The sequence below is a fragment of the Nodosilinea sp. FACHB-141 genome (assembly GCF_014696135.1).
Lineage (GTDB): Bacteria > Cyanobacteriota > Cyanobacteriia > Phormidesmidales > Phormidesmidaceae > Nodosilinea.
Genome location: NZ_JACJPP010000025.1, coordinates 14323 through 26527 on the forward strand (window position 1 = coordinate 14323; position 12205 = coordinate 26527).

At 56.6% G+C, this 12205-nt stretch carries 11 protein-coding genes; 7 read left to right on the plus strand and 4 right to left on the minus strand.

Translation table 11 applies throughout. The annotated features are described in order from the left end of the window. Window positions 1-18: 18 nt before the first annotated feature. From H6F59_RS24305 to H6F59_RS24320, 4 genes are all read right to left on the minus strand, one after another. The gene (locus H6F59_RS24305; RefSeq protein ID WP_190707010.1) at window positions 19-1014 is read right to left on the minus strand and encodes a hypothetical protein; all 996 of its coding nucleotides are present in this window, start codon (window positions 1012-1014) and stop codon (window positions 19-21) included. Window positions 1015-1061: 47 nt separating this feature from the next. After that, window positions 1062-2462 carry a transglutaminase domain-containing protein gene (locus H6F59_RS24310; protein ID WP_190707013.1) on the minus strand — a complete coding sequence of 467 codons (1401 nt, stop codon included), beginning with the start codon at window positions 2460-2462 and terminating at the stop codon, window positions 1062-1064. A gap of 274 nt (window positions 2463-2736) precedes the next feature. Next, window positions 2737-3204: a hypothetical protein gene (locus H6F59_RS24315; protein ID WP_190707016.1), complete on the minus strand. Its 468-nt coding sequence runs from the start codon at window positions 3202-3204 to the stop codon at window positions 2737-2739. Between the two features lie 276 nt (window positions 3205-3480). Further along, on the minus strand, window positions 3481-3906 hold the full coding sequence (locus H6F59_RS24320; protein WP_190707019.1) for a hypothetical protein: 426 nt from the start codon (window positions 3904-3906) through the stop codon (window positions 3481-3483). 490 nt (window positions 3907-4396) lie between these two features. Here H6F59_RS24320 and H6F59_RS24325 point away from each other — a divergent pair, with 490 nt between their 5' ends. Genes H6F59_RS24325 through H6F59_RS24355 form a run of 7 tightly spaced genes read left to right on the plus strand, consistent with a single transcriptional unit; the run spans window position 4397 to window position 12202 of the window. Further along, the gene (locus H6F59_RS24325) at window positions 4397-4837 is read left to right on the plus strand and encodes a hypothetical protein (RefSeq protein WP_190707022.1); all 441 of its coding nucleotides are present in this window, start codon (window positions 4397-4399) and stop codon (window positions 4835-4837) included. 1 nt (window position 4838) lies between these two features. Next, entirely contained in the window at window positions 4839-5147 is a 309-nt protein-coding gene (locus H6F59_RS24330; RefSeq protein WP_190707025.1) for a hypothetical protein, read from the plus strand. Further along, a complete protein-coding gene (locus H6F59_RS24335) occupies window positions 5140-7932 on the plus strand; it encodes a hypothetical protein (RefSeq protein ID WP_190707027.1) in 2793 nt (930 codons plus the stop codon). Before H6F59_RS24330 ends, H6F59_RS24335 begins: the two co-directional genes overlap by 8 nt. Beyond that, a complete protein-coding gene (locus tag H6F59_RS24340; protein WP_190707030.1) occupies window positions 7929-8738 on the plus strand; it encodes a hypothetical protein in 810 nt (269 codons plus the stop codon). The genes H6F59_RS24335 and H6F59_RS24340 overlap by 4 nt, the downstream gene beginning before the upstream one ends. Before the next feature lie 6 nt (window positions 8739-8744). After that, complete coding sequence (locus tag H6F59_RS24345; protein WP_190707034.1) at window positions 8745-9863, plus strand: hypothetical protein; 1119 nt, start codon at window positions 8745-8747, stop codon at window positions 9861-9863. 3 nt (window positions 9864-9866) lie between these two features. Then, a complete protein-coding gene (locus tag H6F59_RS24350) occupies window positions 9867-10613 on the plus strand; it encodes a hypothetical protein (RefSeq protein WP_190707037.1) in 747 nt (248 codons plus the stop codon). Then, complete coding sequence (locus H6F59_RS24355; RefSeq protein ID WP_190707040.1) at window positions 10610-12202, plus strand: TrbI/VirB10 family protein; 1593 nt, start codon at window positions 10610-10612, stop codon at window positions 12200-12202. Before H6F59_RS24350 ends, H6F59_RS24355 begins: the two co-directional genes overlap by 4 nt. The last annotated feature ends 3 nt before the right edge of the window (window positions 12203-12205 follow it).

The window sequence follows — 12205 nt, forward strand, 5'->3', positions numbered from 1 at the left end:
CCTAAGACTAACACTGGTTTACTGGGCCGTTATGCCGTAGCCAAGTTGTTTGGCGATGTCGAGGAAGGGGCCTATATTGCCAATACCCCACTGGTTGCAGACCGCAACGGTTTGATTGTCCCCTGTCCGTAAAATCTGGCTCTCATCCAGGAAGTAGCGCTTTTGGCCCTTCTCTAGGGCTTTCTCAATCGGAGCTACTACCCTAAAGGAACTGTGGAGGAAATCGGGGAATACCTGCCTCAGCTCATCCAAAGTCGCCTGGGGGTGATCGTGAATGTACTGGGTGACTACAGCCAGAACCAAGTTGCGCTTGTTGTATACCTGGCTCAGGAACTCATATTGCGTGTTATCTCGACTAGAACGGGCAGCCGCTCTTTGCGCCTCTGCCTGTTCCCGAATTCTTACCTGGTATTCCTCTGCCTCCGGCAGGGGGATAATCTGCTCGATGTCTAGCAGCAAGTCGTTTCCGAGTTTATATGGCTGAAGGCGGACACATCGAATGTCTAAGTCGCGCTTATTCAGCCACATGACGGCTGTGGTCAACTCTTTTGAAAAATTGGCAGAAGCTAACACGATTCTGACATCTGTAGGAAACTGTTCTTCTTGTGGGTCACTCCACCCTAAGAAGCCTAGGATTTCCTCTTCAAAACCTTTCGCAATGCCTCGCTTATCGAGGTACTGCTGGTGAATCTCGATAGCTCGTTTGAAGGTCAGTGTAGAGACCATCGCGGCACAGCGCAGGGACTGTAGCTCCATATGAGCCCCAATTTCATCACGCTTGAGTTCAATCACTACCAGGTTGGCCTGCTTGTCGATGCCCAGTAGATCGATCCGCCGTGCTCCCTCAGTCCAGCCCGAGAATTCCTCAGACAGCACCATCGTATCGGGCGAAATAACGTTGATGTTGTCTCGGAGTGCGGCTTGCAAGCCGGTGCGCTCCTGAATGCCTTCCGCGCCAAATTGAGTACTTTTGACAGCGGCGATTTGCTTGTCTTTAAGGGTAAACAGCGGCATTGGTTCCAAAGGGTGAGGTTATCTGAATCGGAAGTGGGAGAGCGATTTTAGCGGCGATTGAACTCGACCTGGCCGACATGGGCAAAGTCTCCATACTGCTCATTGCCGCTGAATAGGCTGACCTCATAGGTGCCCGACGTAGGCAATGAGCAAGTGATCTGCGGGCCTTGGGTAGGGCTATCGCTGCAACGCTCCGCCTGAGCAGAGCCCTTAAGGGCATAACTAGAGAGCAGCCAGCGCTGATTGGGGTTCTGGAGCTGGATCACCGCCGTTTGGTGGATATCGGTCTGCGATCGCATTGGCGTAACCAGCTTCATTCCCTCCGCAAAGAACCGGGCTCGCATCATCGGCTGGCGCAAGAACTCCCCTCGAGTAATCGACTGCGCCATGAGCTGGAAGCTTTCTTCTTGGGGAAAATGCGTAATCCCCATCACCTCGGGCGGTGGGAAGAGGTAATCGGTTTTGTAGGCTTTGGTAAAGCCAGACGCCCGATCCACATAACCACTGTTCCAGGTGGCGTCAATTAAATACCACTGCCCATTGATCTTGGCAGCATTCCAGGCATGGCTCTGCCCCTCCAGATCGCTGGTGGAGCTGCGAGAGTCACCGGTCACATAGACAATCTCTTCGCCAATGGCCTGGCCTAGGGCTTCAAGCAGCTTGGCGTAGCCCGCACACACCGCCACCCGTCGCTGAAACACCGTCTCCGCATCCTGAGGCGGATAGATGCCCGCAAAGTAGTTGGGAGCATCGTAGGCAATGCGATCGGCCACGTAATCATGCAGAGCTTTGACCCGCAGCATGGGGTCTTTTTCCTGGCTGGCAATGTACTGAGCGACTGAGGCAATGCTGGTTTCAGCGCTGGCAGGCATGTTGACCACAGCGGGATGAAGACCAACGTCTGTCCAGGGCCACCCCTTCCCCTGTCCCGTCTGTCCTATGGGGTTAGGCTGGGGAGTTTGCTGGGGCCGCACCTGGGTTGTATCGGCGTACTGATCAAAGGGGTTATCGTGGAATCTCAGATAAAGCCCTTCAAGTCCCCTAGCGGCAGTGAATAACCCGCGTCGGGCCAACTCCACCTGTGGCCCCTGCATGCCATCCAAGAACCAATCGCCTCGGGTGGATAGCGCCAAAAACGAGGTCTGGGGCCGCAGGGCCAGCAGGAGAGTGAGGAAGACCAGGTTGAGGGCCAAGGTGCGCAGGGTGATGCGATCGCCCCAGGTGAGAATACTGGGCTGCTTCCCTTTCTTTCGTCCCCGCATTTCCCACAAAATGGGCACGAGGGGAAAGAGCAAAATGCCAGAAAAGACGGTCAGCAGCTTAGGGCCATTGATATAGGCAACGAGCGACGAGGCGACCCAAACGCCCAATACCGGGGAGAGGAAGACTGCCAGGTAGAACAGCGTTCTCGTAATCAGCGAGGGCAGCCTCAAAAAGATAAATCGCATGAAACCGGAGATAAGAAAAGCCAGAGCTCACTTCCAGTCTAGGTTTCCCGATTTCGACGCTGACCTATAAGACAAGCTCGTAGGATAGTCTTTTTGATTCGCAGCCTGCCATTTGCCAAACCTTTACAGGTGTATCTCATTCCGGTGGCTCATTCAGCACCGCGAAAAATACTCTGATCGCACGGCCTACACGAAATTCAGTCCCATCTCCCCAAATGTGACGGCATAGGGGCTGAGCTTGCAGTTATTGCTCTTTTTGGTTTGTCCAAGCGGTCTATTGAATTAGTTCAATATGGCACTCATAGCCCTCTCCAAGCGCCCTGCGCCAGCATTGCAGTACCCCCTCTGAGTCGTCCGTAAATCTCACGATCAACAATTCAGTAACAGCGCGGCTTTCAGGCACGGTGCCCTGGGGATGCGACCAATTCGTTCGTCTCAGCACCTCTTTTACCCGTGCTAAGGTGCCCCACCCACACTGAGGCGCAGGTGAAAAACTCTCCCATACCTCAGAAATCAGCGATACTGCATCCGTTGATAGGGTTTCTGGGCAAAGCGATTCCGGCAACCCAATCGCTGTGGTCAACTGCTCATCCGACCACCAAGCCCACCACTCTTCCCGGTGCAAGAGTTGCACCTCCTCAGCCTGACGAATGTTTGACCAGGGAGTCTGATCTAGTGCAGCTAGACGAAGCGCCTCAAACCAGGTCACCGCTACATAGCGGCGCGTCAAAAATCGAGCCATGATGTTCCTACTCCGCTACCGGCCTACAGACGACCACAGCAGCAAGAGCGGGAATGGCCCCTAATGCTCTGCCCCCAAAGCGTTGCTTAAAATTGTTCTTCATTTCAGTCCAACAACCCTGCGTGTGCGATGGCGGTGATACGAGCGACTACGACCCTGGGGCAAACAGGTCATCGCTCTGCCACCCAATTATCAGGTAGCAAATATCACCAGTACATCATTTGTACTGAGTTAACAGGCAGAATCCGGACGAAATGATAAAAGCCGTTTCGAACGCTATGACACGACCTCCGGCCCGCCTTCAATCTCTGATTCCATCCGCGAGATGGCTTTTTCGTAAACCCGCAAGCCCAATAAAACAAGGCGTACCAGCATTTGGTCTGGGTTACGCTGACTTGCTTCCGCCAATTCCACAATGCGTTCTGTCGGGATATGTTCGTTAAACAGAACTAGATTCGCTTCCAGTTCATGAATTAGAGGACGGCGGTGCTTTTGGGCACCTTCTCGCAGCTGTTGCCCTACGTCACTCGTGAGCAGCAGTTCCATGATTTCGGCCAGGAAGGGCGATCGCTTCCGGTTCCCCTCCGCCGTGCACTGAGCCTCGATCGCCTCCAACAGTTCAGCCGTCATGTAGAACGTCGGGCGGCATCCGCCCTCTGAGGCATCGGATGATTTGTCGTGAGGCACAGGCGACTTGACCATAAGGGATAGTAACGAGACCAACTGCCGCTATCCTAGCCTCCTACTTAAGTCGTCGAAAGCCAGCAGAACGTAGATTCACAGAACTCTAGAGCGGATGAAGTCAATCTCTTCACTGCTTCACATCCTCTTAATCAAGGATTTGTCATACTCCTGCCGACTGCGATTTACAAGCCAACCCCCGGTTTAACTTGCCAAAGCCTCGTCCTTGAAGCCCTTGAAGCTACTCATGGTCAAGCTCGCATTACAAGAATGTAAACAAATCTTAAGGGCTGCTTTACTTTCCGAGTTAGCTCATTCAGTATGACTAAGTAGTACTTTGAATACGAAAGTACGATAAAGATTGAGTCACTAATCTTGAGTTCCTGATAAAGTTCCGCGCTTGATCCTGGGGTGGCGAGACCAACGACCTGTTACCCGTAGCCGCAATCGTCCTACTCAATCTGTTCAGGGAGCAATCTACCTACGTCCTCAATCTCTTGGAGTAGGAGATATGAATCTTGTATCTAACCGCCTGGGGCATCTACTGCCTCTATTTCAGCGCAGCCGTAAGACTCTTTCTAGAGCTGGAGATCAACTTGCCCGCTTCAAATTTCGTGGCCTCAGCGGCTGGACGCTGCTGGGCCTAGCCACCGGAATCTTGCTATTCATCAGCATTACCAGCCACGCCAACCCGGCTATGGCCCAGCTTTTCGACACCGTCGAAGGTGAAGCCCAGAATATCTTTGGGCAATACCTAGATGGCGACATCATCAGCTTCATGTTTGGCATCCTGCGCCTGGTGGTGTGGGTATCAGCCGTAGGCTTTGTGTTCTTCGCTGTCTACCAAGCGCAACGGGGCGAACAGTGGCAACCGCTACTGCAAAACGCCTTCATCATCATTGCTGCCGTCGTTATTGTCGAGGGTCTGAGCCGATTGTTCTTTGGAGCCTGAGATGAGCGATGACTCGCGCCTGTACTGCCCGGTTAACCCGAGCCTGGGCCGACAACCTTCTCTTGGCCCCATCCCAGCTAACCTGCTCGCCCCCTCGGGCGGCATCTTCGTCGGTTTCTACATCTTGATTGAAGTCTTACTCGGCCTGGGCTTTGTCCCATTTTTGCTGCTCAGCACCTGGGGCATTTCCACCTGGTGGGTAGTGGTCGGCGAAAAGACCTGGCTCTTTACCCACAAGTTTGTGCCCGTGCCCGACTGGAAACGGGGCCATGTGCCCTATCAGCGTCATTTATCCAACCACCATGAGTAAACCAAGGCTTGGAACGCAACGCTACCGCTTTCGCCCCTTTGAAGATGAATCGCACCTGGAATGTCTCTGCCGCCTGAACTTGCGCGGGCGCAACGTAGGGGCTTACTTGCTCAAGTACCAGCGGCAGTACAGCCTGGTGTTTGGTTTTCGCAGTCGGGGCATTCATACCCAACTGCAACCGGGGCAGGCAGAACCCACGTTGAAGCGACTGGAGGATGGGTTGAAGGGGTTTCGCCCCGGAGACCGTTTGCGCATTCACTGGCGGTCGTTTGCGGAGGACAATGATCGCCAACAGTCCCTCGAAACCCTGATTCAGACCACCAGCACCCTAGAAAGCCAGTTCCTACTGCTAGCCCAGCAACGCGCCACCCGCGACCTCACCACCGAGAAACAACGACAGCCAAAGCAGCTTTACCTGTTTGCTACCTACCCCATCGGGTCGGGTCAAGAGCAAAGTGCCGACCATGTTGAAAAATTACTGGCCTGGGTGGTCGCCCAGTACGACACCTTTAAAGGATTGAAGGAGCAGAACCAGCAGCAGTCCTATGTGCAGCTTCTGACCCAAGGCTTTACTGATGGCTATCTGCACTGGGAGCAGCAGCTCAATGCCCGCATGGGTCTTCAGGTCACCCCGATGGGAACCGAGGACTTGTGGCAGTATCTCTGGGCTCAGTTCAATTCCACCTCTCTGCCACCGGTACCCCAGTGTTTGGAGCTGAGTGATGCGAAGCTCAGCGAACTGATCCACGATCCGCTGCACGCCACATCTCGCCTGATTCGCGGTGAGAACGGACAACCCAGCCATCCCAAAGCAGACCGTCAGTGGGTGCAGGTGAAAGGCAAATTCGTGGGAGCCGTGGTGCTGGAATCCAAGCCTGCCGGATTCACCACTCCCGAGCACCAGCTCTATTACCTGTGGCAAGCCCTGGCTCAATTCCCGGACTGCGAATGCGTCTGCGAACTGGCCGCAGCGGATCGCATGATGACCCGCGTCACCCTGCAAAGGCTGACCAAACAAAGTGTCACCGCTACCTTCCGCGCCAACCTGCTGCGGGATGTGGATGTGGCCTCTCAAATGCGGATGAAGCAGGGGGTGGAAGCTCAAGAACGGATCTACGAAGGAGCGCTTCCCATTTGGATCAGCGGCCTGGTGCTGCTGCATCGGGATAGTCCAGAGTCGTTGGCTGAAGCCTGCCAAAAGCTCACCAACACCTTTCACCAGGGCGATTTTATCCGAGAAACCGAGATTGCCTGGCAATTATGGCTCAGGTCACTGCCCATCGTGGGCGATCGCCTGATCGACGATGGCCGTAGACAGATGTACCTGACCAACGAAGCCCCTGGGCTGATGCCGGTGGCTTGTCCCCGCACCATCGACAACCGGGGCATTGAGCTGATCACCCGCGACGGTCAGATGCCGGTCTATTTGGACTTCGTCAACCAACACCGGGGGATGCTGATCTTCGGGGAGACTCGCAGTGGGAAGTCGGTGCTGGCGGCGGAGATCTTTGTGTGGGCGATCGCCAACGGCATGAACGTTATCTCGTTGGACTACCCCAAACCCGATGGCACCACCACTTACACCGACCTGGTCAAGTTCTTCGGCGACCAGGGCGCTTATTTCGACATCGGCTCTGAGAGTAACAACCTGTTTCAAATCCCCGACCTGCGTAATCTGCCGGGCACCCAATGCCAAGAGCGCCTGGACGACTACAAAGAGTTTCTGGTTAAAGCCCTCGACACCATGGTGATGGGCACCGAGACCGACAACCAATTGGGCAAGCGGGTTCACACCGTGCTCTGGCAAGCGCTATCCACCTTTTTTGAAACCCCGCAGATCCTGACCCGCTATGATGTCGCGTTTGAATCGGGATTCGGCAGTCCTGATTGGCAGCAGATGCCGACCTTGTCCGATTTTGTCGAGACCGTCGCCAACCTGGATCTGGAGGTGGAATCTGCTCTCTTGAACGAAGCTGTCGCTACCATCCTGCTGGAACTGCGGGGCTGGCTCTCCAGCCGGGTGGGCAAAGCCATCTCCCAGCCTTCCACCATTCGCACCGATGCTCAACTCACCGTCTTTGCTCTCCGCAACGTCGGCGACAACATCGAAGCGGCGGTACTGGCCCTCTCCGCCCAATCCATGGCCTTCCGCCGCGCGCTGGAAGTTTCCGACTCCCTGCTGGCCATTGATGAGAGTCCCATTCTGTTCAAGTACAACGGCATCGCCCAGATCATCGGCCAGGTCTGCGCCAACGGAGCCAAATCCGGCATTCGGCCCCTGATTATCGGCCAAGACCCTGACACCATTGCTCAATCTGTCGCCGGGTCGCAGATTCTGCAAAACCTCAATACTCGGTTGGTAGGAGCCATCCAGCCCAACGCCCTACCCTCCTACCAGCGGCTCTTTGGCTACGACCCGAGTTTGCTGCGGCCTAACACCGAAGAATCTTTCCGCATCAGCCCCGGTCGGCTCTGTTCTCACTGGCTGCTCGATGCCGATGCCAGGCTTACCCCCTGCGCCCACTATCCTTCTCGCGAGTTGCTAGGAGCTGTCGCCAATAACCCCAAAGAACAGCGAGCACGCCAGCGGGTGTTATCCCAGCACCCCAACAAATTTGCCGGGTATGCCGCTTTTGCTAAGGCCTACGTTCAGGCGCTGCACAGTGGCCAGTCCCTCGACACCATTGCGCCCGCCACCTCTCAGTTTGAACTAATTCATTCAGCGGCTGAGCCAGCTCCCAACGGTCATCAACCTCAATCTTCAACATCTCGGAGGTCATCATGACAACTCAATCAAAACGCCAACCAATTCGCTATCGCTGTATCCTCGGCACCAGCCTCAGCCTCGGCCTACTCGGCATCAGCACGGCTCGTGCTTCCCTCCAACCCGGCGGCTGGGGCCAGCAGTGGCAAGACTGGGCAACAGAAAACCTGTCCAATCCTTTAGAAGACATCCTGGCCCAAATCGAGGAAACCACAGCCCTGGCCGAAGAAACCTTGCAGTCCGTTCTAGGCGACCAGTGGGAAGCGCTGAAAACAGCCTTGGGCAGCAACCTGCCCGACCCTAGCCGAGTACGGATGGAAGACGCTGTTCCCATCCAAAGCATCCTCGGTACTGACCCCACCACCCAACAGCGCGAGCTAGCCAACCGATACGACCAGGAGGTTGCCCGCTCAATGGCCTCGCCCTGGCTGGGCGATCAGGGCCAAACTCGATTATCCAATCAAGCTGAACAGACCACGGCTCTTTTAGAAGGGAGTCAGGCCCGCACCCAGCAGGCGCAGTCCATGGCCGAAGAAGCCCAAAGCATGAACGTCACCCAAGACGTGATGAAGCAAAATGCTCAGATTCAGGCGTCCGTGGCAGCCCTGCTCCATGAACAGACCCAGCTCACCGCCGAAAACAATACGACGCTGACACAGCTCCACCAGCTTCAGGGGATGCTCACCCAGCTCGCCGCCAATACCAGCGAAGGCATTGATGAAACCAACCGCCGCGAACGGGTGGAGCGGCAGATTTCGATCTCCGGCTCCGCCCAAGCTCCGATCTATATCCCCGGTGCCCTAGGTACTGACACGTCTGGAAACTAACGAGCCATGCTCAACGCTCTCCTACCATCAAGTATCGTCCCCCTGGCCCAAGTCACAGGCGGCGTCGGCATCATTGACGACAGCGTGCAGCAACTGGAAGCGGTGCAGCAGGCCTGGGATGCCCGTTGGCAAGATATCTTCGCCAGCAGCAGCGGCCTGTATCTGGGCATCAACCAGTTTGCCTCGATCATTCTGGTGGGTGCCTTCCTCTTCTTTGCCGTGGGCTGGGTGAAAGAGGCCATCGAGCGAGGCATTTTCCCGGCCCTACCCAATGTGCTCTGGGTGCTGACCATCGCTGTGCTGCTCTTCAACAATGGCGCTTTGCTAGGTTCCGCTACCCTCGGTATCCGCAACCTGATCAACGCTCAAACCCAAACGGTGCTCCAGGTGCAGGTAGGCGAGGTGTCAATGCTGGAAGCTCTCAACGATGTGATTCTGTCTCAACAGGCTAAGGCCGTGATTCAGCAAGAATATGCCGCCTGCGATGCCCAAACCGGGCAAGCCCAGGTGGACTGTTTCATCCGTGCCGGGGAACGTGCTCAGCAGCGGCTGGAAGAAGAATACCGTTCCCGAGGGTTTTGGAGTGCAGGCCTACAACGACTGTGGAGTCGAGTGCAGCAGATCAGCCAGCAGGTGGAGCAGGTCTACCAATCTGGCGAAGCGCCCGTTGGAGGCAATCCCCTGGCCGACATTCTGGTGGGAACTGTGCTGCAAACCAGCAGCCAAGCGCTGGCGGAGCAGTTTCTCAAGGGCTGGCAGTGGGCCTTTGCCAATCTGTTGGAAATGGCGATGCTGCTGACTGGGTTGATTGGTCCCATCGCGGTCGCGGGTTCTGTTGTGCCGCTTCAGGGTCGTCCGTTGTGGTCATGGCTGGTGGGCTTTTTCAGTCTGGGCATGGCCAAGTTTTCCTACAACGTCATCGTCGGTCTGGCGGCCACGGTGGTCGTAGCCGCCGATGCCCAGACCTCCAGCGACTTTGGTTTTTTGCTGCTAATCTCCATCCTGGCTCCGGTGCTTGCCCTGGCCATTGCTGGAGGGGCTGGGATGGCGGTCTTTCGCGGTGTTTCTGGTGGGGTGACCCGACTGATTGCGGTCGGCACCTCTGCAATTCCCATTCCGAGGTAAGTGATGGAACTGCTTGAATTTAGCCGTAAGGTGAAACGACCTCGTATCCATTCCAGCGATATTCTGCCCCTGGCCTTTGCTGGGCTGTCGGTGGGGGTGATTGTTTTCGCGTTGTCTCTTTTGTGGCTGGCGGTATCCGTATCGCGGCTGGCCAACCAGAAGCCGCCGACTTTGGTACAGCAGGTGGATGGTCGTGCCTTCTCGGTGCGCCCTGCCGACTACCGCCACCGGGAACCCGAGGTGATTCGTCAGGTGGTCTCGACCTGGGCAATGATGACCTTCACCTGGGGCAAGCTGCCGGGGGAGGGGGAGAAAGCTGTTGATGAAGGGGTTAAAGTTGCCGGGCGCGATCGGGTGTCTAAAGCTGCCTGGGAAGCCTCGTTTCTGCTGGCCCCCGACTTCCGCGATGCCTTTCTGCAAACGCTGGCTACCGAAGTGATTCCTGAGGGTGTCTTCGACGGGCAGGTGTCAGCGGTCTTGATTCCCCAGCACATCTCCCCACCCCAAGCGATTGGCGAGGGCCGCTGGCAGGTGGATCTGGTGGCCACCCGAGTGGTGTTTGAAGCTGCTAACCCCGCTGGGACAACCCTGAATTTTAACCGACGCATCACGGTGCGAGCCGTTGAACCCACCGATAAACCCCTGATTCCCGATGCGTCAGAGTACCAGGCGGTGGCCTACCGCCTGTTGGAGAGCGGGGTGCAGATTGAAGCGATTCAACCTATTCAACCAGAGGACGTGAGCCGATGAGTCCCCTCCCAGAACCTAACCTGGATACTCTGCGCGAGATGATGGGCGCACCCGATCTCGCAGAACCGCTGGTGGCTGAGGAAGCGTTCTCAGAGCCCGTGCAGTCTGAGCGTCCCTTCTGGAAGCTGCCAGTGCCGAAGCTGGTGTTGATTGGTTCGGCCCTGGTGCCGGTCTTTGCTTTGGCAGGCGTCTTCATTGCAGGCAGCCGTCAGGGCGATACGCCCGGTACGACGACAACTCTGCCAGAAGCCAATCCAACGGAAGCCCAGCCTCAGACGGTGGAAGCTGAACTGGAGCAGGCTAGAGCAGAGATTGCTGCCCTCAAAGCCCAGATGGCGTTGGAAGATCAGGGGGCGGTACAGACGACAACCTCAGGCGCACCGCCTCGTCCGACTACGACACCAACACCTTCACCACCCACGTCGGTGGCAACGCCACCTAGACCAACGTCTCAACCCGTCGCATCAGCTCCTCCACCCACTATTTCAGCAAGACCAGCCTCCCCAGCCGTCAGCTATCCCGCCCCAACGCCTCGCCTACAACCAGCGGCGACAGCGACCCCTGTGGTTTCTCGCCCGTCAGCAGTTCCTGCGGCCCCAACCTCAGCGGCGGCTCCTGCGGTTGATCTGGTAGAGCGCTGGCAACAGCTGGCTCAGGTGGGAAGCTACGGAAGCTTGCCCCTGCCCGAGGAGTCCGCTGAACCTGCCTCAGTGCCCGAGCCTGTGGCTCAAGCGCAATTTGCCTCTGCCACGACCCTACCTCCGGCACCGGCTCCCGTCAGTCCGCCAGAATCCATACCAGCGGAGGCAACCCCTGAATTTTCAACCGCTGAGGTGCCTGACTTGGAAGGGGTAGCCGATCCTGAGGAGCTAGCGACAGCTGATGTGGAGGAACTGTCTCCACCCGCTATTCTCACCACCGCTGAAGAGCGCATTCTTCAACCGCCCTCAATTCCAGCCTCTCTAGTCGCAGGGACACAATCCAACGGTTCTCTAGCAACGCCGGTCATCTTGGATAGCACCGCTGAAGGCAATAACCTGCTGGTCGTGCTTTCAGAACCGCTGGTTGATAGCCAGGGCCAAGTGGCAATTCCCGCTGGGGGCGAACTGGTGGTACAGGTGGAAGCGGTTTCTGATAGCGGCCTGGTGCAGCTTTCCGCTACTCAGGCGATCTGGAATGACCAGGGTCAATCTCGCGAACTGGTGCTGCCCCAGGGCGTGATCCAGATCCGGGGCCAGGGCGGGACACCGCTTCAGGCCGAAGCCTATGACGACATTGGCCCCGGTATTGCGGCGATGGATGCGGGTCAATTTGCCCTGGGTTCGATTCGTCGGGCCAGTGAACTCTATACCCGGCCCAATACTCGGGTTGAAACTGGCAGTGGGTCAACTGTGGTAACAAGCGAAAATCCGGCTCCGAATGTGTTGGCCGGGGTATTGGAGGGAGGGACTGACGCCATTCTCGACACCATTACTGAGCGCAATCAGCGGGCGATTGAGGAGTTGGAGCAGCGGCCCCGCATTGCCTATATCGAGGCCGGTCGGCCTGTGCAGGTATTCGTCAATCAATCGATGCAGATGCCGATTTGAGAA

Bases quoted from the DNA above. Each gene is read 5' to 3' on its own strand.
- H6F59_RS24355 (WP_190707040.1), top strand. From the start codon at position 10,610: ATGAGTCCCCTCCCAGAACCTAACCTGGATACTCTGCGCGAGATGATG.
- H6F59_RS24320 (WP_190707019.1), bottom strand. From the start codon at position 3,906: ATGGTCAAGTCGCCTGTGCCTCACGACAAATCATCCGATGCCTCAGAG.
- H6F59_RS24340 (WP_190707030.1), top strand. From the start codon at position 7,929: ATGACAACTCAATCAAAACGCCAACCAATTCGCTATCGCTGTATCCTC.
- H6F59_RS24330 (WP_190707025.1), top strand. From the start codon at position 4,839: ATGAGCGATGACTCGCGCCTGTACTGCCCGGTTAACCCGAGCCTGGGC.
- H6F59_RS24305 (WP_190707010.1), bottom strand. From the start codon at position 1,014: ATGCCGCTGTTTACCCTTAAAGACAAGCAAATCGCCGCTGTCAAAAGT.
- H6F59_RS24345 (WP_190707034.1), top strand. From the start codon at position 8,745: ATGCTCAACGCTCTCCTACCATCAAGTATCGTCCCCCTGGCCCAAGTC.
- H6F59_RS24350 (WP_190707037.1), top strand. From the start codon at position 9,867: ATGGAACTGCTTGAATTTAGCCGTAAGGTGAAACGACCTCGTATCCAT.
- H6F59_RS24310 (WP_190707013.1), bottom strand. From the start codon at position 2,462: ATGCGATTTATCTTTTTGAGGCTGCCCTCGCTGATTACGAGAACGCTG.
- H6F59_RS24335 (WP_190707027.1), top strand. From the start codon at position 5,140: ATGAGTAAACCAAGGCTTGGAACGCAACGCTACCGCTTTCGCCCCTTT.
- H6F59_RS24315 (WP_190707016.1), bottom strand. From the start codon at position 3,204: ATGGCTCGATTTTTGACGCGCCGCTATGTAGCGGTGACCTGGTTTGAG.
- H6F59_RS24325 (WP_190707022.1), top strand. From the start codon at position 4,397: ATGAATCTTGTATCTAACCGCCTGGGGCATCTACTGCCTCTATTTCAG.